The sequence below is a fragment of the Thermodesulfobium sp. genome (genome assembly GCF_053498235.1).
Genome location: NZ_JBRCUV010000037.1, coordinates 43225 through 64067, shown reverse-complemented (window position 1 = coordinate 64067; position 20843 = coordinate 43225). Strand labels below are relative to the sequence as shown.

The 20843-nt window shown below is 34.7% G+C and carries 21 protein-coding genes; all 21 read right to left on the bottom strand.

Features of this window, described 5'->3' with window-relative positions:
* Positions 1 to 533, bottom strand: a 533-nt coding sequence (locus ACWIUX_RS05130) for a flippase-like domain-containing protein (protein WP_448589654.1), incomplete at its 3' end; no start/stop codon positions are given.
* 77 nt (positions 534 to 610) lie between these two features.
* On the bottom strand, positions 611 to 2116 hold the full coding sequence (gene gpmI, locus ACWIUX_RS05125; protein ID WP_448589653.1) for a 2,3-bisphosphoglycerate-independent phosphoglycerate mutase: 1506 nt from the start codon (positions 2114 to 2116) through the stop codon (positions 611 to 613).
* Positions 2117 to 2118: 2 nt separating this feature from the next.
* Positions 2119 to 2817, bottom strand: a complete 699-nt coding sequence (tpiA, locus tag ACWIUX_RS05120) for a triose-phosphate isomerase (protein ID WP_448589652.1) — start codon at positions 2815 to 2817, stop codon at positions 2119 to 2121.
* 1 nt (position 2818) lies between these two features.
* Positions 2819 to 4009: a phosphoglycerate kinase gene (locus ACWIUX_RS05115; RefSeq protein ID WP_448589651.1), complete on the bottom strand. Its 1191-nt coding sequence runs from the start codon at positions 4007 to 4009 to the stop codon at positions 2819 to 2821.
* 57 nt (positions 4010 to 4066) lie between these two features.
* A complete protein-coding gene (locus ACWIUX_RS05110) occupies positions 4067 to 4567 on the bottom strand; it encodes a hypothetical protein (protein WP_448589650.1) in 501 nt (166 codons plus the stop codon).
* A gap of 2 nt (positions 4568 to 4569) precedes the next feature.
* Positions 4570 to 5094 (bottom strand): KdsC family phosphatase, encoded by a 525-nt coding sequence (locus ACWIUX_RS05105; protein ID WP_448589649.1) that lies wholly within the window; start codon positions 5092 to 5094, stop codon positions 4570 to 4572.
* 105 nt (positions 5095 to 5199) lie between these two features.
* Positions 5200 to 6171, bottom strand: a complete 972-nt coding sequence (locus ACWIUX_RS05100; RefSeq protein WP_448589648.1) for a KpsF/GutQ family sugar-phosphate isomerase — start codon at positions 6169 to 6171, stop codon at positions 5200 to 5202.
* Between the two features lie 13 nt (positions 6172 to 6184).
* Positions 6185 to 6991 carry a 3-deoxy-8-phosphooctulonate synthase gene (kdsA, locus tag ACWIUX_RS05095; RefSeq protein ID WP_448589647.1) on the bottom strand — a complete coding sequence of 269 codons (807 nt, stop codon included), beginning with the start codon at positions 6989 to 6991 and terminating at the stop codon, positions 6185 to 6187.
* Entirely contained in the window at positions 6975 to 7760 is a 786-nt protein-coding gene (gene lpxA, locus ACWIUX_RS05090; RefSeq protein WP_448589646.1) for an acyl-ACP--UDP-N-acetylglucosamine O-acyltransferase, read from the bottom strand. Before lpxA ends, kdsA begins: the two co-directional genes overlap by 17 nt.
* A gap of 2 nt (positions 7761 to 7762) precedes the next feature.
* Positions 7763 to 8188, bottom strand: a complete 426-nt coding sequence (fabZ, locus tag ACWIUX_RS05085; RefSeq protein WP_448589645.1) for a 3-hydroxyacyl-ACP dehydratase FabZ — start codon at positions 8186 to 8188, stop codon at positions 7763 to 7765.
* A 25-nt stretch (positions 8189 to 8213) separates the two neighbouring features.
* Complete coding sequence (locus ACWIUX_RS05080) at positions 8214 to 8981, bottom strand: UDP-3-O-acyl-N-acetylglucosamine deacetylase (protein ID WP_448589655.1); 768 nt, start codon at positions 8979 to 8981, stop codon at positions 8214 to 8216.
* 20 nt (positions 8982 to 9001) lie between these two features.
* Entirely contained in the window at positions 9002 to 9475 is a 474-nt protein-coding gene (locus tag ACWIUX_RS05075) for a hypothetical protein (RefSeq protein ID WP_448589644.1), read from the bottom strand.
* A gap of 93 nt (positions 9476 to 9568) precedes the next feature.
* Positions 9569 to 10603: a UDP-3-O-(3-hydroxymyristoyl)glucosamine N-acyltransferase gene (gene lpxD, locus ACWIUX_RS05070; protein ID WP_448589643.1), complete on the bottom strand. Its 1035-nt coding sequence runs from the start codon at positions 10601 to 10603 to the stop codon at positions 9569 to 9571.
* Positions 10593 to 11069: an OmpH family outer membrane protein gene (locus ACWIUX_RS05065; protein WP_448589642.1), complete on the bottom strand. Its 477-nt coding sequence runs from the start codon at positions 11067 to 11069 to the stop codon at positions 10593 to 10595. The genes lpxD and ACWIUX_RS05065 overlap by 11 nt, the downstream gene beginning before the upstream one ends.
* 99 nt (positions 11070 to 11168) lie before the next feature.
* The gene (locus ACWIUX_RS05060) at positions 11169 to 12890 is read right to left on the bottom strand and encodes a BamA/OMP85 family outer membrane protein (protein WP_448589641.1); all 1722 of its coding nucleotides are present in this window, start codon (positions 12888 to 12890) and stop codon (positions 11169 to 11171) included.
* Positions 12891 to 12938: 48 nt separating this feature from the next.
* The gene (rfbD, locus tag ACWIUX_RS05055; protein ID WP_448589640.1) at positions 12939 to 13772 is read right to left on the bottom strand and encodes a dTDP-4-dehydrorhamnose reductase; all 834 of its coding nucleotides are present in this window, start codon (positions 13770 to 13772) and stop codon (positions 12939 to 12941) included.
* Positions 13772 to 14854 (bottom strand): glucose-1-phosphate thymidylyltransferase, encoded by a 1083-nt coding sequence (locus ACWIUX_RS05050; protein WP_448589639.1) that lies wholly within the window; start codon positions 14852 to 14854, stop codon positions 13772 to 13774. Before ACWIUX_RS05050 ends, rfbD begins: the two co-directional genes overlap by 1 nt.
* A 65-nt stretch (positions 14855 to 14919) precedes the next feature.
* On the bottom strand, positions 14920 to 16017 hold the full coding sequence (locus tag ACWIUX_RS05045) for an acyltransferase family protein (protein ID WP_448589638.1): 1098 nt from the start codon (positions 16015 to 16017) through the stop codon (positions 14920 to 14922).
* Positions 16018 to 16164: 147 nt separating this feature from the next.
* Positions 16165 to 16803 (bottom strand): peroxiredoxin, encoded by a 639-nt coding sequence (locus ACWIUX_RS05040; RefSeq protein ID WP_448589637.1) that lies wholly within the window; start codon positions 16801 to 16803, stop codon positions 16165 to 16167.
* Between the two features lie 74 nt (positions 16804 to 16877).
* Positions 16878 to 19169 (bottom strand): FAD-binding oxidoreductase, encoded by a 2292-nt coding sequence (locus ACWIUX_RS05035; protein WP_448589636.1) that lies wholly within the window; start codon positions 19167 to 19169, stop codon positions 16878 to 16880.
* A complete protein-coding gene (locus ACWIUX_RS05030) occupies positions 19160 to 20755 on the bottom strand; it encodes a gamma-glutamyltransferase family protein (protein WP_448589635.1) in 1596 nt (531 codons plus the stop codon). The genes ACWIUX_RS05035 and ACWIUX_RS05030 overlap by 10 nt, the downstream gene beginning before the upstream one ends.
* Positions 20756 to 20843 lie beyond the last annotated feature (88 nt).

Sequence of the window (20843 nt, the reverse complement as noted above, 5' to 3'; positions counted from 1 at the left end):
GTTCTAAAGTGTTCAAATTTCTTTCTTATAAAAATTGATAAAAAAAATAGTGTTAGGAAAACTATAGTCATCGTTATAGGCAAGAGGAGAATATTTATTGCAATTTGAACACCTGTACACAAGCAGAAAAGGCCGAGAGTTAAAACTGTAAAAAAATCTAGAAGCTGCTCAGTAGCTATACTAACTAAAACTGATGGGAAAGGCAGGTTAGAAATTTTTGACATGTAAATTCCTCTAACAAGATCCCCTAACCTCAGTGGCAAAAAGGAATTAATTGCAAACCCTAATCCTTCGCCAGCAATTAAGTGTCTGAATAGTAATTCGTTTGAAATATTCGTTAATAAATTTTTCCATATGAAAGCCCTGAGATTTAAAACGATGAAAAATAGAAGGAAAAAAATTACTACAAATTCCTTATTAAAGCTTAAAATTACATCCAAGACCTTTTTAAGGTTGATATTAATTATTAATAAATAAATTAAAAAACCTGATATTAATACGCTTAAGAAACTTTTGAAGATTTTCGAGTTCACTTTAGCTCTTTTTAGTTAGAATATAGCCATAATTTTATTTACTTCTTTTTAATAAGGTTGTTGTTATTTTCAATTTTCTAAAGTAAAAGTGATTTTCCTGACATCTCTTTTGGCTTAGATATTCCCATAAGTTTAAGAATAGTAGGAGCTATATCTGCTAAAATCCCATCTTGTCTCAAAGGTTTTTCGTTTCCTACAATTACAAATGGGACTGGATTAGTCGTATGAGATGTCATGGGCTCTCCTGTGTTTTTATCAAACATTTCTTCGCAATTTCCATGATCTGCCGTTATTACTATGGGGAATTTGTTTTCAAATAAATCAAAGATTTTTCCCAGGCAAATATCAACTGCATTTAAAGCCTTCTTCACGGCATCAAAATTGCCAGTGTGTCCAACCATATCAGGATTCGCAAAGTTTATCACTGTAAAATCATAGTTTTTGTCAAACAAAGACTTTAAAAGACTTTCTGTAAGTTCAAATGCACTCATTTCGGGTTTTAAATCATAAGTAGCAACTTTTGGAGAGTGGATTAAAATTCTATCCTCTCTTTCAAATGGTTCTTCCCTGCCTCCATTAAAAAAAAAGGTTACATGCGCATATTTCTCTGTTTCTGCTGTATGAAGTTGATACAATCCATTATTCGATATTACTTCGGCCAAAACATTTTTCGGTATTTCATTTCTAAAAGCTACTTTTAGTGGGAACTCTTTATCGTATTCTGTGAAGGTTAATGAAAAGAGATTAAGTTTTACAGTATCAAATTCTCTAAACTCTGGATCTAAAAGGGCTCTGGTAATCTGTCTCATTCTATCCGCCCTAAAGTTAAAAAATATAACTGCGTCGTTATTTTTTATCCTTGTTTCATCTGGATTATAACCTATAGCAAATGGAGTGAAGAATTCATCTGTTTCACCTTTTCTGGAAAAATAGCTTATTCCGTCTTCATAGGTTAAAAAATTTGTTTTGTCTTTACCTACAAACACATCGTATGCCTTTTTTGTTCTGTCCCATCGTTTGTCTCTATCCATTGCATAGTATCTTCCTGAAACGGACACTATTTCTCCTGTGCTCAGTTGTTTAGTATGATTTTCTATGTCTTTCAAAAAATTTATAGCAGTTCCTGGTTGAGTATCTCTGCCATCTGTTATTGCATGTATATAAACTCTTTCTACTCCCTCCTTTTTTGCCATTGTGATAAGAGATTTCAGGTGTTCAATATGGCTGTGTACCCCGCCGTCAGAAACAAGACCAATAAGGTGGAGAGAACCTCCTTTTGACTTGTGCATTATTTCTTTTATTTCAACATTATTAAAAAATTCACCATCTTTAATTTCTTTGTTTATTCTTGTTAATTCTTGATACATAATTCTTCCAGCACCAATATTTAGATGACCTACTTCAGAATTCCCCATTTGACCTTCGGGAAGACCTACTTTTTCACCAGAAGCAACAAGGGTTGTATTTGGGTATGTATTCATAACTCTTTTGAAGTTTGGCATGTGGGCTGCTTTAACTGCATTACCATAAGTTTCCTCTCTAACCCCAAATCCATCTAAAATTATTAACATAGCTTTTTGCATTTTTAAGCTATTTCCTTGATAATCTTTGCAAACTCTTCTACGTCAAGGCTTGCAGAACCAACTAACACACCTTTGAATCCCACATCAATGAAAGATTTTGCATTTTTATGATTAACTGAACCTCCATAGAGGCATGCGGGAAGAGTTCCTAGCTTCGATTCTAATTCCTTTATTAGAGAAATTGATTCCCTTGCATCAGCAGTTTTACCAGTTCCTATTGCCCAAACTGGTTCATAAGCCAATATTATGTCTTTAAAAAAATTTTTAACAGAATTTAATTGGTTAAACGTGACTTCAATGGACTTGCCAGCACATCTTTCTTCTTCTGTTTCACCAAAGCAATAGATAACCTTTAATCTATTAACCGCAGCTTTAACCTTTTTAAACAACAAATCATCAGATTCTTTAAAGTATTGTCTTCTTTCAGAATGGCCTATTATTACATACTTTACTCCTATGGCTTCTAACATCTTTACTGATACTTCTCCTGTAAATGCACCTTTTTCTTCGAAATAAAGATTCTGTGCTCCAATGTCAATTAGAGAACCAAAAGCTGATTTTACAGCTCTTTCAAGGGAGACAAAAGAAGGACAAACTATAGTTTTTACATTATCTTTAAGATTTTGTCTTAATTTATAAATATATTCATCTACTTCATCAGAGGTTTTGTTCATTTTAAAATTAGCAACAGCGTAGTTCATTTTAACTCCTTTCTGGAAGAGCCGATATTCCTGGTAAATCAGCTCCCTCTAGAAATTTTAAAGCAGCTCCACCACCTGTTGATACGTGTGTAAAATGTTGGTCAAGGTTCATCATTCTAACCACTTCTGCCGTATCTCCGCCACCTGAGACTGTTATTGCAGATGATAGCGCAATATACAGGCCAACTATTCTAGTACCATATGAAAAGTCGGGTATTTCAACAATTCCAAGAGGTCCATTCCAGAAGATGGTTTTTGCTTTTGAGATCTGGGCTTTAAACATTTCTATGGTTTTTGGTCCTATATCAACGCCATACCAATCTGGTGGTATCTCATCTATATTTACTACTTTTGATTCAGATGCTGGTCTTATTTCTTTTGCGACCATTACATCTACTGGTAATAATATCTTTTTACCGTTGTTGCCAAGTATTTCTTTTGCGACATTATCCATATTATCTTCTACATAGGATTTTCCTATCTCATATCCCTTTGCTTTAAGAAATGCGAAGCTCATTCCACCCCCTACACAGATGCTATCTACTTTATCTATAAGGTTTCCTATGACTTTTATTTTGTCAGAAACCTTTTTGCCTCCTGCGACTACTACTAATGGTTGTTCTGGATTATGCAGCAATTTATTTAATGTGTTTATTTCTTTTGCCAACAAAAAACCAGCCATTGATGGTATCATTTTTGGTACAGATGATATTGATGCATGTTCTCTATGGCATGCACCGAACGCCTCTGCTACATACATATCTCCAAGTGAAGCTAAAAACTTTGCGTATTCTGGGTCGTTCTTTGTTTCCCCTGAACAAAACCTAAGGTTTTCAAGGAGCAAAACCTCACCATTTTTTAATTCTTTCGACATTTTAACAACTTCTTCTCCTTGACAATCGGGAGCTAGGTGTATTCTAAAGCTTGACAACTCTTCAAGTCTTTTTTTTACTCCTCTTAAGGAAAATTCCTTTTCTCTATTTTTTGGACGCCCAAAATGAGATGCAAGAATTACTTTTGCTCTGGCATTTACCAGGTATCCAATAGTTGGTAATACCGCTCTTATTCTCATATCGCCTGTAAGATTTCCTTCTGAGTCTGCAGGATCGTTTAGATCAGCTCTTACAAAAACCCTTTTGCCTTCAAGTTGATAGACAGGAAAATCTATTAGCAATTTTTTATTAAATTCCATTTCGTCCTCCTACAAAATTTATCAAGCAAGATGCTTGTGTTACTATGAAGAGCACGCTTAGGGTTCTGTACTCTTAATTACAGCATTCTTTGCAATTAACTTTTTGCTTGCAAAATCAATATCTGCACTTTTTGAACTCATTTGCTCATTTTTACCCTTTAGGCTAAAGTCTACACAGCTTAAGGTATCCCGTTTTGTATCAAAATCTCCAGACTTAAAAGTCATTGTATAACCGTTAAAAGAGATGGTTCCTGATAAGATGCTGATTATTTTAGTTTCTTTATTATAGATAGCCTTTTCTCCCGTAATAAAAATTAATTCGTTTTTATTATAGATTATCTCAAATTTTTCACCAATTATTTCATTTTGAGTATCATAAACTTCTTTAGCATATATCTTAAAAGGGAGTTGAATATTTTTAAATTTATTCGTTACGTTTTCGTTGTTGCTAAGAAGCAAGGTATTATGCTTATTTAATATTAACAAATTTGTAAAAAAGGCTAAGGAAGCAAAAAGTATAATCGTTAGTGCTATTATTAAGAAAAGTTTTTTATACACCTTTAATAATCACTAAAATAAAGTCTAATACCCTCATCTAACTTGCCTTGAACTCTTAATATCTTTTCTATAAGAGACCTTGCTGCGCCTTTACCTCCAAACTCTTCAATAACTATATCTACGCGTTCCTTTACAACTTCAAGCGCATCTATGGGGCAAGCACTAACCCCACAAACTTCTAGTATTGGAAGATCATTGTAGTCATCGCCCATATAAGCAACGTTTTCATAGCCCATATTCAACGCCCTTAAAATCTTATCAAGTTCTGCTCTTTTGTTTTCACAATTTGTTATAAGGTAATCTACCCGTAACTCTAGTGCTCTTTTTTCAAGCGAAGCTGAACCTCTACCGCTAATAAATATAATTATAAAACCTAATTTTCTCGCCATTGTAATACCTAGACCATCTTTTACGTTATAGGCTTTTATTTCATCTCCTGAAGAAATAATTATACTCCCATCTGTAAGAACACCATCAACATCAAAAGCAATCACCTTTATTTGCCTGATTCTATCTTCAAGATTCAAGTTGAACTCCTTTTTATACATTTTTTATCAAGAGCAACACAGTTCTCTTTTACTCTCTTTTGAAGTGACATCTATAACAAAATATATTATCAAAATTAATGCAATTTAGACTATACCAGCTTTCAATATATCGTGTAGATGAATCATGCCAGTCACTTTCAAATTATCGTCTACCACAGGAAGCAGGTTTATGTTTTTATCCTGTAACATCTTTAATGCTTCTGTAGCTAAACGTTTCTCATGGATATAAATTGGTTTTTTTGTCATTACTTCTTCAACGCGTCTAGATAAAAACATATCATCTATTTCTATTTTTCTCCTAATATCGCCATCAGTTATAATACCCTTCAAAACACCACTTCTATCTATTACAGAAACTGCACCAAGCCCCTTTTTGCTAATTTCAAAAAGTGCATCTTTTACAATTGTCTCAAGGAAAACAACAGGATTTTCTTCTCCCTTGTGCATCAAGTCACATACTCTGGTTATTAAGCTTCTGCCTAGGGCACCTCCAGGATGAAGGATAGCAAAGTCTTGAGGTTTAAAATTTCTTAATTTCAACAGGCAAATTGCAATGGCATCACCAAGAACAAGAGTAACCGTTGTAGAAGAGGTAGGAACAATATTATATGGGCAAGCCTCTTTCTTTACGTTTATGTCCAAGACAACGTCAGAAAAGGTAGACAAGGTAGATGACAGATTACCAGTCATAGCAATTATTTTAACTCCCATCCTTTTTAAAATTGGCAATATAGTTAGTAGTTCAGGGTTTTCACCACTATAAGAAATCGCAATAACAATATCCTTGCCAGTAACCATTCCAAGATCGCCGTGGATACCTTCAGCAGGATGCAAAAAGAGAGATGGGGTGCCAGTGCTTGAAAGGGTAGCGGCAATCTTTCTACCAATAAGTCCAGACTTACCCATACCTGTAATAATTACCCTCCCGTTACAGTTAAGGATGATGTCTATTGCATCTAAGAATGATTTGTCGATCTTATTGCACAGTTGCTCGATACTTTCTCTTTCGATATGACATACCTCTTTGGCAAGAGATAATACTTCTTCTTTATTCATAAGTGCCTCCAGATTAGCCTACAATTCTTTTTATTCCAATCAAAATCTTCAACAAACTTTCGATCTCATTAACAGGCATTGAGTTCGGACCATCACAAAGCGCACAATCAGGGCAATCATGACATTCCATAAATATTCCGTCTGCACCTGCTGCTACAGCAGCACGAGCAAGCGTGGGAACGAATTCTCTTTCCCCTCCAGAGGAATTTCCTAGTCCGCCAGGCAATTGTACGCTATGAGTCGCATCGAATATTACCGGCACGTTAAATGATTTCATGATTTGAATTGATCTCATATCGACAACCAAGTTATTGTATCCAAATGAATAGCCTCTTTCAGTAATACAAACCCTATCTTCACCATTAGATTTTACCTTTTCAATCATTGGACCAATTGAATGTGGGGCTACAAATTGGCCTTTTTTAATGTTTACGGGTTTTTTTGTCTTGCCGGCAGATACAAGAAGATCTGTTTGTCTGCATAAAAAAGCTGGCAACTGAATCATGTCTACTACCTCAGATGCAATAAACACCTCTTCTACACTATGAACATCTGTAGTTATGGGTAAACCAACTTCTTTTTTAACTCTGCTAAGAATTCTTAATCCCTCCCTAATTCCAGGGCCTCTATATGAAACAAGGGATGTCCTATTTGCCTTATCATATGAACTCTTAAATATAACCTGAATATTAAGCGAATTTGCTATTTCTTTAATAATATTTGCCATTTTTATTACATGTTCTTCGCTTTCAATAACACAAGGACCCAAAATGAAGAACAAATTATCTCCACCAATCTCTACACTATTTACTTTGAACACGTCTAAAACCCCTTTTGCTCTTTGTAATAAAATCAATAAAATCTTTATGTTCTTCATACTGAGAAAAATCACGTTTTAGTATATCTATCAATTCATCCTTTGGATGAACTTCCTCTATTAAAATCTTATATATTCTTTTTATTGCACTTATTTTATCTTGGGAAAATCCCCTCCTTCTTAATGCCACTAAATTTAATCCCCTTGGCCTCGCAGGATTTCCATCGCACATTACAAATGGAGGTATATCTTGAACTACTTTAGAAAGGCCACCAACCATGCACATTCTGCCAACTCTTACAAATTGGTGAAAGGCAGATGCACCCCCTAAAAAGGCATCTCTTTCTACCGTTACATGTCCACCTAATACAACATATGCTGCCAAAGTACAATTGTCATAAACTTTTGCGTTATGACCTAAGTGGGTATAACACATTAAATATGAATTCTCTCCCACAAAAGTCTCTTCCCCTTCCCCTGTTGCCTTGTGAATTACTACATATTCTCTTATAGTAACATTGTCAGCAATTGTTACAAAGCTTCTTTCGCCCTTATAATGAAAATCCTGTGGATCCTGTCCCAAACAAGAACCCGTAGATATAAAACAGCTTTTGCCAATTCTAGTACCATTCTTGAGCAAAACATTATTAGCCAAACGAGTATTATCCCCAATCACAACATCATCTTCAACTATGCTAAATGGACCTATTTCAACTCCTTCACCTATTATAGCCTTAGAAGATACTATTGCTGTAGAGTGAATGTTAACCATATTTATTTAGGAAGATAGAACATTAATTCTGCTTCACATACAAGCTTATCTTCAACCTTAGCTGTACAATCCATCTTACAAAATGGCAATTTTATCTTTGATACCTTAGCCTCCATGATAAGGGTATCACCAGGTCTTACTATCTTTCTAAATTTTGCTTTATCTACAGAACTAAAGAATGCAATTGTCCCCTCCTTGTTTAAAGAAACAAGAGACAAAAAACCTGCAACCTGTGCCATTGCCTCAATCATAAGAACACCTGGAAAGATAGGATCGTTTGGGAAGTGACCAATAAGGTAGGGATCATTATTTGACACGTTTTTTAAACCAACTGCCCTAACATTTGGTTCTAGCTCAAGTATTTTTTCAACCAAAAGCATAGGATATCTGTGAGGTAAAACCTTCATAATATCGTTTATATCGTACAATACAGCACCTCCTTAGAAATACTTTTTAAGGATTGAAGTTATTGTTCAGAATCTTGCTAACTGTTGCGTTTATTCTGTGATTAGGCCTAACAGCAACTATTTGAGCACGAGGCAAAAACCCATTAAGGTAGAGGTCTCCTATAAAATCAAGTATTTTATGCCTTTCAACTTCTCTTGCACTTCTCATTCTCTTCAATGGCCTACCTTTATCGTCAAATACGAGCACATTATCCAAACTTGCTCCTAGAGCCTTCCCTTTTGATTTCAACAACTCGTAATCGGATATAAAACCGAAGGTTCTTGCATTTAAAATAGATTCCTTCTTATCTCTTCCAAAAATGAATTCACCGCTAAGAAGCCCTAGACCTTTTGTAGTATAATCTAGATAAACTCTAACTTCAAACCTTTTGTATGGGAAAAAATATACAAAGGAATCGTTCTCTTTATAAAATAACGGTTGTTTAAGCGATTTAAAAATATTTTTTTTATTTTTTTTTGAAAAGACTTTAGAAAGTTCATTATAAAATTTAATAGCGCTTCCGTCTAAAATTGGAACTTCCTCACCCTCTAAAATTTCTATTACAACATCGTTAACTTTTAACATAGCAAGCGCACAAAAAAGGTGTTCAACCGTAGATAACCTAAAATAGTTGTTTTCAATTACGGTTGCATTCTCAGATGGTTTAACCATTTCTTGGAAATTTGAAAAAAACAAACCGTTCTTCTTTATCCAGAGACCCCCATCGGATGGATAAACTTTTATCTTGCACATCTTGCCTGTATGAATACCTATCCCTTCAAAAATCGCATTAGTTAATTTGGAGATTGCAACTCAACTCCAAGGGCTTTTTCTAGAGAATCAGGTGCATCTTTTAATGTTCCAGTTAATATTACCTTAACACTATTATCCGAGTATTTTAAAACCTTAACGTTAAGTGTTTCAATCCATGCATTAAGTTTGCTCATATTTTCTGGATTGGACAAAAGCTCTCTCAAGCTAACGCCTTTAGTGTCTTTTAACATCATAATTACAGAAATCATTCTGTCCTTAGCGTTTTTCATTGCCGCTTGGTAAGAACTTTCAAATGGATTAGCACTATTAAACCCACCAACACCAAAACCAACGGCGCTAATCTGGTTCTTGCCCCAATCAATTGAAGCATTTGGATATTCTTCTATCAAGTCTGATGAGAAGGCATAGTTAGAAAAAGAAAATAAAAATAATATTAATAAAGAAAGAAAGATTATATAGCAACAAGGTTGTCGTAATTTAATATGGCTTTTCATTTTTTTCTAAATCACCCCTTATAGTATCCTGGACATCTCTCAGGAAATAATATTTTAAAATACACTATACATGATAAGAATGATTCTTTTACTTCACTCGTTATTATTTTGATCCTTTAAGCTCTCGATTTTCTCTTCTAATTTTTTAATCCTTCTCTCAATTTCTGGCAATCTCTCAATTAAGATTCTCTCTTTAAAAAAATCAACATACGGTCTTGCAGGATATCCCATAACCGTTACACCATCTGGGACGTCCTTCATAAGACCAGATTTTGCAAGAATTGTAGCACCCTTTCCGATTGTAATGTGATCCTTTACTCCAACTTGGCCTGCAAGAACAGCGTTTTCTTTTACATGTACAGAACCAGAAAGTCCTACCATTGACACAAGTATAACGCTTTTTTCTATAGTACAATTATGTCCAATCTGCACAAGATTGTCTATTTTTACATTATCCTTGATAACGGTGTCAACAAACGATCCTCTATCTATAGTAGTATTTGAACCTATATCTACTTCATCGCCTATTGAAACTCCACCTATTTGTGGTATCCATGTATGATGACCATAAGAATCAGTAGCATATCCAAAACCATCGTTGCCTATCATCGCACCTGCCTGAATTACACAGTTTTCTCCTATCTTACATTTCTCTCTAATACTTACAAAAGGAAATATTCTTGTACCTTTGCCTATTTTGGTTTCCCTACCGATATAAACAAAGGCAACTAACTCAACATTATCTTCTATAACCGCTCCTTCTTCTATAACGCAGTAAGGTCCAACATATGCCTTATCAGAGATCCAAGCATTTTCAGATATTACAGAACTCTTGTGTATCAATGGCTCCCTATAACTTATAGGATAAAAAATGTTAATGACCTTAGAAAGCGCCAATTTAGGTGAATCAACCTCGATAACAGGCTTAGTAGTTTCAAATCCTTTATAACAAAGAAAAGCGCCTGCTTTTGAAAAGCAGGCTAATTCGTTATTGGTTTTATCCAAAACAAAACTTAAATCTTCTTCACAAGCAATATTAAGGGGTTTAATGTCCTTAACACTTAAATCTTCACCCCTCAGTGTTCCATTAACCGCTTTAGCAATTTCTGATAAGAGTTTATTGCCCATTCACCTTAGCAATTACTTGATCAGTAATATCTACTCCGCCCCACCAAACTATAGCATTATCTAGAACTATTGAGGCTCCAACTTGTTTTGCTACAGTATCAATAGCTGTTTTGATTTTTGGAAGTACAGTTTGTAACTTTGCATCAATAGCGGCTCTTGCAGCCTCTACTTCTTTCTCCTTAGCAGCAAGTTCTTGGTTAATCTGATCGTATAACTTTTTAAGCTGTTCTTGAGATTCACCAGATGCTTGAGCTTGAGCGAATTCCTGTTGCTTTTGATTCCTTAACTGTTCAAACTGAATTTCAAGCTGATTTTTTTGATCGATAAGAGGTTTTAATTCATTTACTCCAGCCTCAACTTTCATAAGATCGATATAGGCAACTACGTTGTCCTTTGCCATAGCTCTTGTCTGAAATGCAAAAAACATCAAAATTGCACAAATAAAAAGCAGAATACTCTTTTTCAAATAAAGCCCTCCTTTTATTTTCAACGAACTACCAACACACATTTTAACTCTATCTCTAATAAATTATTAGATAAATTAATTAAAGAAATATTAATAAACTTAGAAAGGATTGCCCATACCAAAGTATCCCTTGAAGTGGTTAGTAGAATAAGCACCATCAATACGAACGGGACCAAACGGTGTATTTAGCATAATACCAACACCAACACCCGCATGAAGTTTGAAATCAGGCCAATCGCTATTACCACCCCAGGCATCTCCAATATCGGTAAACAATGCACCTCTAGTGCCTCTTATAAATGGAAATCTATATTCGAAATTACCAATCGCAAAATATCTTCCAAAATACTTGTTGTCTGTTATCCCTCTAACAGTTCCCTGACCACCAACATAGTATTGATAATATACTGGCATTATTTTGCCAGAAGGAATTATAGAAGTACCTCCCATTAATCTACCCGCAAGTACGTGCTCCTTTGACCTATCTAGAGGTATATAGTCTCTAAATTCGGCAATCACCTTTTCAAATGAGTATAGACTAGATCCTCCAAGAAAGCCATTCGTCTGGGATATGCTTACACTAGCAAAATATCCTTGACGCGGATCTCTAGTTTGATCTCTGGTATCTCTTGATATTGCATAAGTTAAAGATCTGTATGAACCGTTTGGCCTTGCATACTGATCGTTTGGATTTACAGGTTGCGTTGTAGATAGGTGAACCCTCTCATATCCAGGAGTAATAGTTTGTCTTGTGTATTTATCGAAAATCGGGAATCCAAATGACATATTAAATCCTGCCGTCTTCTCATCAGTAGTATATCCGCCAATTAATAGGTCATAAGTTCTATAATTGTACAAATTTGCACCAAATGACATATTGTGATCATTAAAATTTGGATCATAAAAGCTAATCGAATAGTAAGATTGCTTTGTGCCAAACTGCAAACCAATCGACATGGTTTGAGCTCTACCAAACATATTGTTATCAGACAAACTTATCATACCAATTGCGCTATATGCTGTGCTATATCCAGCTCCAAAAGTAACAGTACCAGTTTTCTTCTCTTTAACGTCTATATCCAAAAATATTTCGCCCGGCTTCGTTCCAGGCTCAAACATTACACCTACATCACTAAAGATATTCATATCATAAAGCCTGTTAATATCGGCCTTTACTTTATTGTAATTAAATATGTCGCCCGGCTTTACAGTTAGTTCTCGTCTAATAACGTGTTCAACAGTTTTATGATTGCCTAAAATTTTTATGGCCTGAATCTTTCCTTCTGCTATAGTTACTAACAAATATCCCGAAGGAGAAAGGCTTGCATCCATAATCCTCGCTGCTGTATAGCCCTGGCTAGCATAGTAATCTTCAACTCTTTTAAGTGCTTTATCCATCTCATTGTAGTTGAAAATTTTGCCCGTAGGTAAATTCATAACGCTCAAGATTTTATCAGTTGGAATTACACTATTACCTTGTATAAGTATGCCCTTAAGGATTGGATTCTCTGTTACTTCATAGATAAGCTCCACACCATCTTCAAATGGTTTCGTCTTAGCTTTTACATCGCTAAAATACCCTAGCGCGTATATTGATTTTAAGCTTTCTTGAACATCATTTGGAGTAATAATAGAACCTATTCTAAAGGGAACTGCAGACAAAATATCTTCAGTTGCAACGTTTTTGTTGCCTTCAACAGCGAAGGCCGTAACCTTCATATAACCGCTTCCCGAAGTGGCCTCAGATGCAAAAGAAGATTGAGAAAGAATTACCAATAAAAACAGAATAAAAAAGCTATTTATAAAAATGCGCCAGGGCATATTTTCTCCCCTTTCAAAAAAAATTTGTAAATCAATAAAGTTATCATATCACAATTGTGAAGTGGATAAAAGATAATTAGTAGTGGACTCTTTCCAATCTTCATCACCAATAAGAGGGAAATTGTCTAAAACAGAAAAAGAAGGCCTTTTTGCAGGAGTAACAAACTCATCTGATTTTACAGGTTCAAGCTCAACCTCTATTTTCAAAAAATCAAAAATAAATTTAGCCCACTCATATCTTGAACAATATCCAGAATTGGTAACGTGATAAATGCCATAAGGTAAATTTTTAATGATATCTATTGTTTTTGTAGCTAAATATCTTGCGCTAGTTGGGCTAGAAACTTGATCATACACAATTTTTACGACCCTTTTACCTCTAGACCACTCAATAAGCTTTCTTGGAAAGGAGTTCGTCCCATCTCCGAACACCCAACTAGTCCTAATTATATAGTATTTCGAACACAAAGAGGTAATCTCCTTCTCGCCTGAAAGCTTTGACTTGCCATAAGTTGAAATAGGATTTGGTTTGTCGTAAATTAGATAAGGTTTTGAAGATAGACCGTCAAAAACATAATCTGAACTGAAATGGACAAGAATAAAGTTATGCTCGTTCGACAATACAGCAAGATTTCTAGGACCAAGCGCATTAACTTTATAGGCTGCCTCCCAATCAGATTCAGCCTTATCAACGTGATTGTACGCAGCACAATTTAACACTATATCAGGCATATATATCTTAATAACCTCTTTTAGTTCAAAAAAATTGGTTACATCAAGCATTCCTTTATCAAATGGTATCAATTGAAGATTAAAATTTACTGAGTTGTTTATAAATTCCCTTGCTAATTGACCATTCGCTCCCAAAAGGATTGCCCTCATTAACAAACCTCAACCTGAGCATCATCACCAATGAAAAACCTATATGCTTTAACTAATTCTTCTTCTTTAGAAATATATGCCCTTCTGCCTATTAAAGAGGCATCAATTCTCCCTACACCGAAAATTTTACTCTCCTCAAGAACAACAGAGTGTTCAATTTCGCTTTTCTCAATATAGCATCTGTCACCAATACTAGTGTATGGTCCTATAAACGAATCAATTATAACTGCCTCCCCTCCTATAACTGCAGGGCCTCTTATTTCACTCCTCTCAATCCTTGCGGTTTTGGCAATTTGTACTCTTCCAATAATCTTGGAATGAAGGTTTTCACCTAAGATTTCTCTCTTTATTTTTTCATCTAAGACTATCCTGTTTGCCTCTAAGATATCGTCTTTCTTTCCTGTATCCAACCACCAACCTTCCAAGACTTGGGCTTTTACGAAATTCCCCTTTGAAACCATAGTGTCTATTGCATCTGTAATTTCAAGCTCCCCTCTCCAGGAAGGCTTTATAAGCTTTATTGCGTCGTGGATCTTTTCTGAGAAAATATAGACGCCAACAAGAGCAAGGTTTGAGGGTGGGTTCTTTGGTTTTTCTACAAGCTTTTTTACGTTCCCGCACTCATCTAAAACAGCTACCCCAAACCTTGTAGGATCTTCTACTTCTTTGAGAAATATTAGGGCGTCAAGCTCTTCAGAAAAGAATTTATCTACATAAGAACTTATTCCATCCTCTATTAGATTGTCTCCCAAAAACATCACAAAGGGACTTTTGCCTAGAAAATCTTGAGCAATTTTAACTGCATGAGCAAGACCAAGAGGTTTTTCTTGCAAAATGAAATTAAAATCAATTTTTTTATTATCAAAAGTGTACTCTGCAAGAACTCTTCTCACCTCTTCACCTGTCTCAGGAGCTATTATTACCCCAATATCCTCTATTCCAGCTTGCAATATATCATCTATAACAAAGTAGAGTATAGGCCTATTTGCTACAGGTATAAGTTGTTTTGTAAAGGTATAGGTAAAGGGCCTAAGCCTTGTCCCTTTGCCTCCACTCAATATTAGCGCCTTTGTCCTTTGCATAAGAACTCCTTTAATTTTTTCCTTTTATTATAAAACACAATTATTAATTTTTTATTCATTAATTATTAATTACTGCCCTTAATCTTTCTCCCTAAAAAGATATAAAAGTACTTATTTAGAAACCATATTACAAGCACAGAAAAAAGCAAGGAAACAACTGTCAAGCTAAATCCAGTGACACACTGTTCGATAAAAAGTCTTTTTCTGGTTATAAAAAGATCGGGGAAACCGAAGTTGCAAAAAAGATATTCGTTAACTTTTTGAAACAAATAAAATATTGCCTCATGAAGGGTGAAAACTATTAGGGTATTCTTGCCTAAGTAAAGCATAAAGCGATTATTTTTTGTAATATTTGATACATAAAGCCAGAAGGCTATACCGCTAATGGTAACAAAATATCCCAGAAAATCAGAAAAAAATAGACCATGAAACAAATCAAATTCATCAATCAGTAAAAAAAGCACCATGTTTAAAAGGAAAACAAATAAAAGAAAAAACACTTTAAATCTATTTACCCCGATAAAGTTATTTAGCAAGGTATTCAAAAATTTAGAGCTTTTGAAAAGGTATCCCAAGCCAAACCATATAAAACCAGCTGCTATCCCCCAAAAAAATAAAATTGCATAGCTTCTAATAGCTCTTATCCAGAATAGCTGTGTATTGTCAAAAAGTTTTAAAGAAGAGCTTATAGCTTCAATTTGTGTTTCAATACATATACAGGAAATAAAAATAACGAAGATTATATACCTCTTCATTGAAAGCCTTAAACAATAGTCATACACAGTAGAGACAAAAAATATCGCAGGCAAAAACCAAAGGGGAGTTGTAAATTGATTCTCCTTTACTATTAAAAGATTTGTAAAATATGTAAGAAAAACAATTTTATGTGGTGTCAGGATAATCACTGAATATATATAAATAAGAATTCCAAAAAAGAAATAGGGGATGATATATCTTCTTATGTTTCTTAAAAGAACTTGACGAGGAGTCATATCAAACTTTGGATTAAATACAAAACCTGCTATAAACCAAAAAAGAGCTAAATGAAATGAGTAGGCATATTTAATTAATATTTCAGGAGAAAAATAGGTAGTATGGCCAAAAACTATCCAGAATATCCCAAAAAATTTCGCTTTATCTACCCAGTCAATTCTTTTTTGCATAGATTAATATGTTAACATAAATAAAGACATAAAATAGTGTTTTTTTGAAAATTTACGGTTAAAAATATCCAAAAAAAAGCAGCTACAAAATTAATAATTCTGTAGCTGCCAAAATGTTATTACATTAAATCTAAAAAATTATAAGTTTTACTTAAGACTCTTGTGACAAAACCACCAATCAAAACAATTAGCCTCACCTGATCTTTCTGCTGCGCCACTTACATCAGAAGGTGGTGGAACTATTACATCCCTTCCAACCAAATCGTTTTCAGGCCAATTTGCCGGAATAGCAACCTTATTTTTGTCAGAAACTTGAAGTGCCCTAACCGCTCTTAGAATTTCGTCTATATTTCTCCCCAACTCTTGCGGATAGTACAAGATAAGCCTTAAAACACCCTTATCATCAATCACGAATACTGCTCTAACTGTATTTGTTCCCTTTGCAGGCTGTATCATCCCAAAGGATTTCGCTACATCACCCATATCATCAGCAATTATAGGAAATTCAATACTTACCCCAAGTTTTTCTTTAATCCACTCTATCCACTTGATGTGAGAAAACACCTGATCTATCGAAAGACCTATGAGTTCTGTGTTTAGTGCTTTAAAATCATCTAACTTTTTCTGAAAAGCAACAAATTCAGTTGTACAAACTGGTGTAAAATCAGCGGGATGGCTAAATAAAACAACCCACTTTCCTGAATAATCATCTGGAAGATTTATCAAGCCGTGAGTAGTTTTAACCTTTTTGTTTTCAATCTTTTCACCTAAAAGCGGAAATGACATTTTCAAACCTCCTTAATAATATTAATAATTATTATTATTATCATACTTCAGAAGGTTTTTGTCAACTAGTTGTTTTAAACGAAAATCTTATCTGGATTTAAAATATTATTTGGATCTAAAGCAATTTTTATTGCTCTTCCAAGCTTTATAGTCTCTTCATCAAATTCAAGACCTAAATATGGTGCTTTCATATAACCTATACCATGTTCACCTGAAAGCGTGCCGCCAAGACTTATTGCCAATTCAAATATTTCCCTTATAGCCTCATTTACTCTTGCCATCTCATCTTCATTTCTCTTATCAGTAAGTATATTTGGATGCAAATTGCCATCCCCAGCGTGTCCAAAGATTATTATCTTCAAAGAGTATTTTTTGGCAATTGATTTAATCCCTTTTATCATATCAGAAATTTTCGAACGCGGTACGGTAGCGTCTTCAGAGATCTTTGTAGGAGCTATTTTTCCGCACGCTGGAGATATAGCTTTTCTCAAAGTCCAAACCTTATCCATATCAAAGTTATCTTTAGCCAAAATAAATTTAAAACCTTTCGAATTCAAATATTTTTTAATTACACTTACATCAGATTCAACTTCTTCCACAGAACTATCAATTTCTAAAATAAGCAAGGCATTTGTGTCAAAAGATATATCAAAAAAGACATATTCCTTTACTAAGTCTATAGCACTTCTATCCATTATCTCAAAAGTCTTAGGCATTATACCCTGGCTTATTATATCGTTTATACAAGCTGCCGCATCTTTGAGATCTTTAAAGCTTATCAAAAAGAGATTTCTTGTTTCTGGTTTTTTTATAAGTCTTAAGCCTATCCTTGTAAATATCCCTAATGTACCCTCAGAACCAATAAACAAATCAATTACCTCTGGATGTTGAAATGCATCTACTCTTATCACACTGCCATCTGACAAAACAATTTCAAGAAATTCAACGTAGTCTCTAGTAACACCATATTTAAAACACATTGGCCCTCCTGCACACTCTGATACGTTGCCGCCAATAGTACACCATGCACTACTTGCAGGATCTGGAGGATAAAATAGTCCCTTTTTAGAAGCAAAATCTGCAAGCTCTTTTGTTACAACTCCAGGCTCTACAACAGCTAATCTATTTTTCTCACTAAGTTCAATAACTTTATTCATTTGGGTTAGCACAAGGGATACTCCACCTCTTAATGGCACGCTCCCCCCGGAAAGATTTGTGCCAGCGCCCCTGCAGGTAACAGGAATCTTATACTTGCTCGCAAGACTCAAGACTTTAGAAATCTGTTGGGTGGACTCTCCGAAAACTACTATTTCAGGCAAAGAGCTCTTAAACGTTGCATCATAAGAGTACAAATAGAGATCTTCTGCATCGTCAGTTATGTTTTTCTTGCTTGCAACTCTTTCAAGTTCTTTTTTGAATTTAGGATATGATGCTGATGAGCTATTAATATAATTAATATAAGTATTTTTGAAATCATTTTTTTGAATTACTTTAAGGATATTAGCCTTTATTTTATTAACCTTATCATTAAAGTCGTAAGAATAAAAACCTTGATCATCTGAAAATTTAGCCAAAAAGGCTTTTTCGAATTTTTCCAGATCGCTAAATTCTTTAAAAACCAAACAAACAAGGTTTATTAGCGGGAAAAGAATCTCTATGCAGTTAATATTTTGGTTTTTTAAAATATTTTTAATACATCTTGCCTCATTAACAAAGTCCTTTTTGTCAAACTTTATTCTTTTAATCAAGCTCGCATCATTAGGAAAACTTAGTTCTACAACTTTATGATTTTCTAAATTATTGTCATTTAAAACCTTTAACTTACTTTCAATCTCACCTGATACCTCTTTTCTAACTATAAGGGTGACATAGAAGTTATCAGAAGAATTTTGCTTATTTATTAAATAAAAGGCAAAGGGCTCAATTCTTAATTGTTCTAAAATAGAATTCAAATTAGCTAATTGAGAAATTTCGAGATAAAAATTAAAAACCTTGTTTTCTCTATTTGGGTGAAGTCTGAGCACTAAACTTGTCGGTTTAGCAAACTCTTTAAAGCCTAACAAAAATCTTGTAAAATCATAACCGCTCGCGCACTTTACAACCTTTTTATTTAAGTCAATTTTCTTACCAAATTTTGTCTCAAAACTACCGCCCAGAGCAAAATTAAAGATAGAACCATAAAGATGATGAGACGGATTAGGCAATTTTAAATAAAAAAGGTCAATAAGCTTTAGCTGCGAATAAAGCTGATTGGCAGTTGGCAAGAAAACAAGATTCCCCCTTAACAGTTCTAAGTTCATGTCCCTAATTAAAATATTTGGATCAACAGATAATACTTGATTTATATTATCTATATTTAATAACATGCGCCATATCCATCGGCTCTTGGCTCTGATCCCCCGACCAAAACTTTATTGTCTAATCTGACAATAATCTGCCCCCGACCAAAACTTATTGAATCTGTAGTAACTTCTATATCGTGCCCCATTTTTAAAAGATCATCTATTATACTTTTATCAATTCCACTTTCGACAAGCACTTTTTTGCCACCAAGCCATTGAAATCTTGGGGCATCAAGTGCAGCCTGAGGGTTGTCCAAGAAATTAATCATATTTGCAAGAACCTGAACATGACCCTGAGGCTGCATAAAGGCACCCATTAGCCCAAATGGCCCAACTGCAATATTACCTCTTGTTATAAAGCCAGGGATAATTGTATGATATGGCCTTTTCCTTGGTGCAATACAATTTGGATGATTCTCTTCAAGAACGAAATTTGCTCCTCTGTTGTGCATAGCAATTGCGGTGTCATCTATCACTATTCCAGATCCAAAACCCATGTAGTTGCTTTGTATATAACTAACCATATTCCCATCGCCATCAGCAGTGCAAAGATATACAGTATTCCCACAATACGCACTTTGAGTTTTTGGCAAAAATGCTCTATCTGATATAATCCTTGACTTGTTAAGCCCATATTCCTCGCTAAGGAACTCTGAGACCTCTTTATTCATATACTTAATATCTCCAACATAAGATAGGGCATCTTCAAAGGATAATTTTAGCGCTTCAATACACCTGTGAAAGTACAAGCTATCCTTCCTTGGAATTTCAAAGCGTTTTAGGATGTTTAATGCCATAAGAACAACTATTCCTTGACCGTTTGGGGGAAGCTCCCATATATCATATCCATGATAGTCAATTTTTATAGGTTCTACCCATTCTCCTTTGAAATCCTTCAGGTCGATCTCGGTTATATAACCATTGTGTTTTTTAAAGAATGAAACGATTTTTTCTGCTATTAAACCATCATAAAAGGACTTGCAATTAGTTATAGCCAATTCCTCTAAGGTTCTGGCAAGATTTTCGTTTTTAAATATTGAGGCAGGCTTTGGTGCTCCATCCTTTGCGAAGTTTTCAAACCAGTACCTGAACTCATCTCCCTTTTGTTCAGAGATAAGATTGTAAAAATTTTCCCATAATCTAGAAATTAGAGGAGATACAGGATATCCATAACGGGCTAAATCTATTGCTGGAGCAAATACTTCAGAAAGACTTAGCCTTCCAAACTTTGACGAAAGCTCTCCCCACCCCCAAACTACGCCTGGAACGGTAATAGATTCAAAACCAAATCTAGGCATTTTCTTAAAGCCTTTCTTGTTTAAGAGCTCAAGGTTTATATTTGAAGGTGCAAACCCGCTTGAGTTTAATGCATAAAGTTTACAATCCTTCCAAATAATAGCAAATGAGTCTCCACCAATTCCGCATGAAGTTGGTTCAACCACCGTAAGGGCGGCAGCGGCAGCTAATGCTGCGTCAACAGCATTGCCTCCCTTTTGTAAAACAGACAGACCCGCCTGAGATGCGAGTGGCTGAGAGGTTAGTACCATTCCATTTTTTGCAAGATAAACGTGTCTTCTTGAGGGATATGGATATCTTTGAAAGTCAAACATTATTCACCTCTTATTTAATCTAGTTTCTTAAAATTATATATTGTTATGACAAGATTTCCTCTATAATATATTAAGATCAAAAATATTG

Excerpts from the sequence above, each read along its gene's own strand:
- ACWIUX_RS05045 (WP_448589638.1), bottom strand. The coding sequence starts at position 16,017 with ATGCAAAAAAGAATTGACTGGGTAGATAAAGCGAAATTTTTTGGGATA.
- ACWIUX_RS05075 (WP_448589644.1), bottom strand. The coding sequence starts at position 9,475 with ATGAAAAGCCATATTAAATTACGACAACCTTGTTGCTATATAATCTTT.
- ACWIUX_RS05060 (WP_448589641.1), bottom strand. The coding sequence starts at position 12,890 with ATGCCCTGGCGCATTTTTATAAATAGCTTTTTTATTCTGTTTTTATTG.
- rfbD (WP_448589640.1), bottom strand. The coding sequence starts at position 13,772 with ATGAGGGCAATCCTTTTGGGAGCGAATGGTCAATTAGCAAGGGAATTT.
- ACWIUX_RS05100 (WP_448589648.1), bottom strand. The coding sequence starts at position 6,171 with ATGAATAAAGAAGAAGTATTATCTCTTGCCAAAGAGGTATGTCATATC.
- ACWIUX_RS05050 (WP_448589639.1), bottom strand. The coding sequence starts at position 14,854 with ATGCAAAGGACAAAGGCGCTAATATTGAGTGGAGGCAAAGGGACAAGG.
- ACWIUX_RS05040 (WP_448589637.1), bottom strand. The coding sequence starts at position 16,803 with ATGTCATTTCCGCTTTTAGGTGAAAAGATTGAAAACAAAAAGGTTAAA.
- lpxD (WP_448589643.1), bottom strand. The coding sequence starts at position 10,603 with ATGGGCAATAAACTCTTATCAGAAATTGCTAAAGCGGTTAATGGAACA.
- gpmI (WP_448589653.1), bottom strand. The coding sequence starts at position 2,116 with ATGCAAAAAGCTATGTTAATAATTTTAGATGGATTTGGGGTTAGAGAG.
- ACWIUX_RS05035 (WP_448589636.1), bottom strand. The coding sequence starts at position 19,169 with ATGTTATTAAATATAGATAATATAAATCAAGTATTATCTGTTGATCCA.
- tpiA (WP_448589652.1), bottom strand. The coding sequence starts at position 2,817 with ATGAACTACGCTGTTGCTAATTTTAAAATGAACAAAACCTCTGATGAA.
- ACWIUX_RS05030 (WP_448589635.1), bottom strand. The coding sequence starts at position 20,755 with ATGTTTGACTTTCAAAGATATCCATATCCCTCAAGAAGACACGTTTAT.
- ACWIUX_RS05115 (WP_448589651.1), bottom strand. The coding sequence starts at position 4,009 with ATGGAATTTAATAAAAAATTGCTAATAGATTTTCCTGTCTATCAACTT.
- lpxA (WP_448589646.1), bottom strand. The coding sequence starts at position 7,760 with ATGGTTAACATTCACTCTACAGCAATAGTATCTTCTAAGGCTATAATA.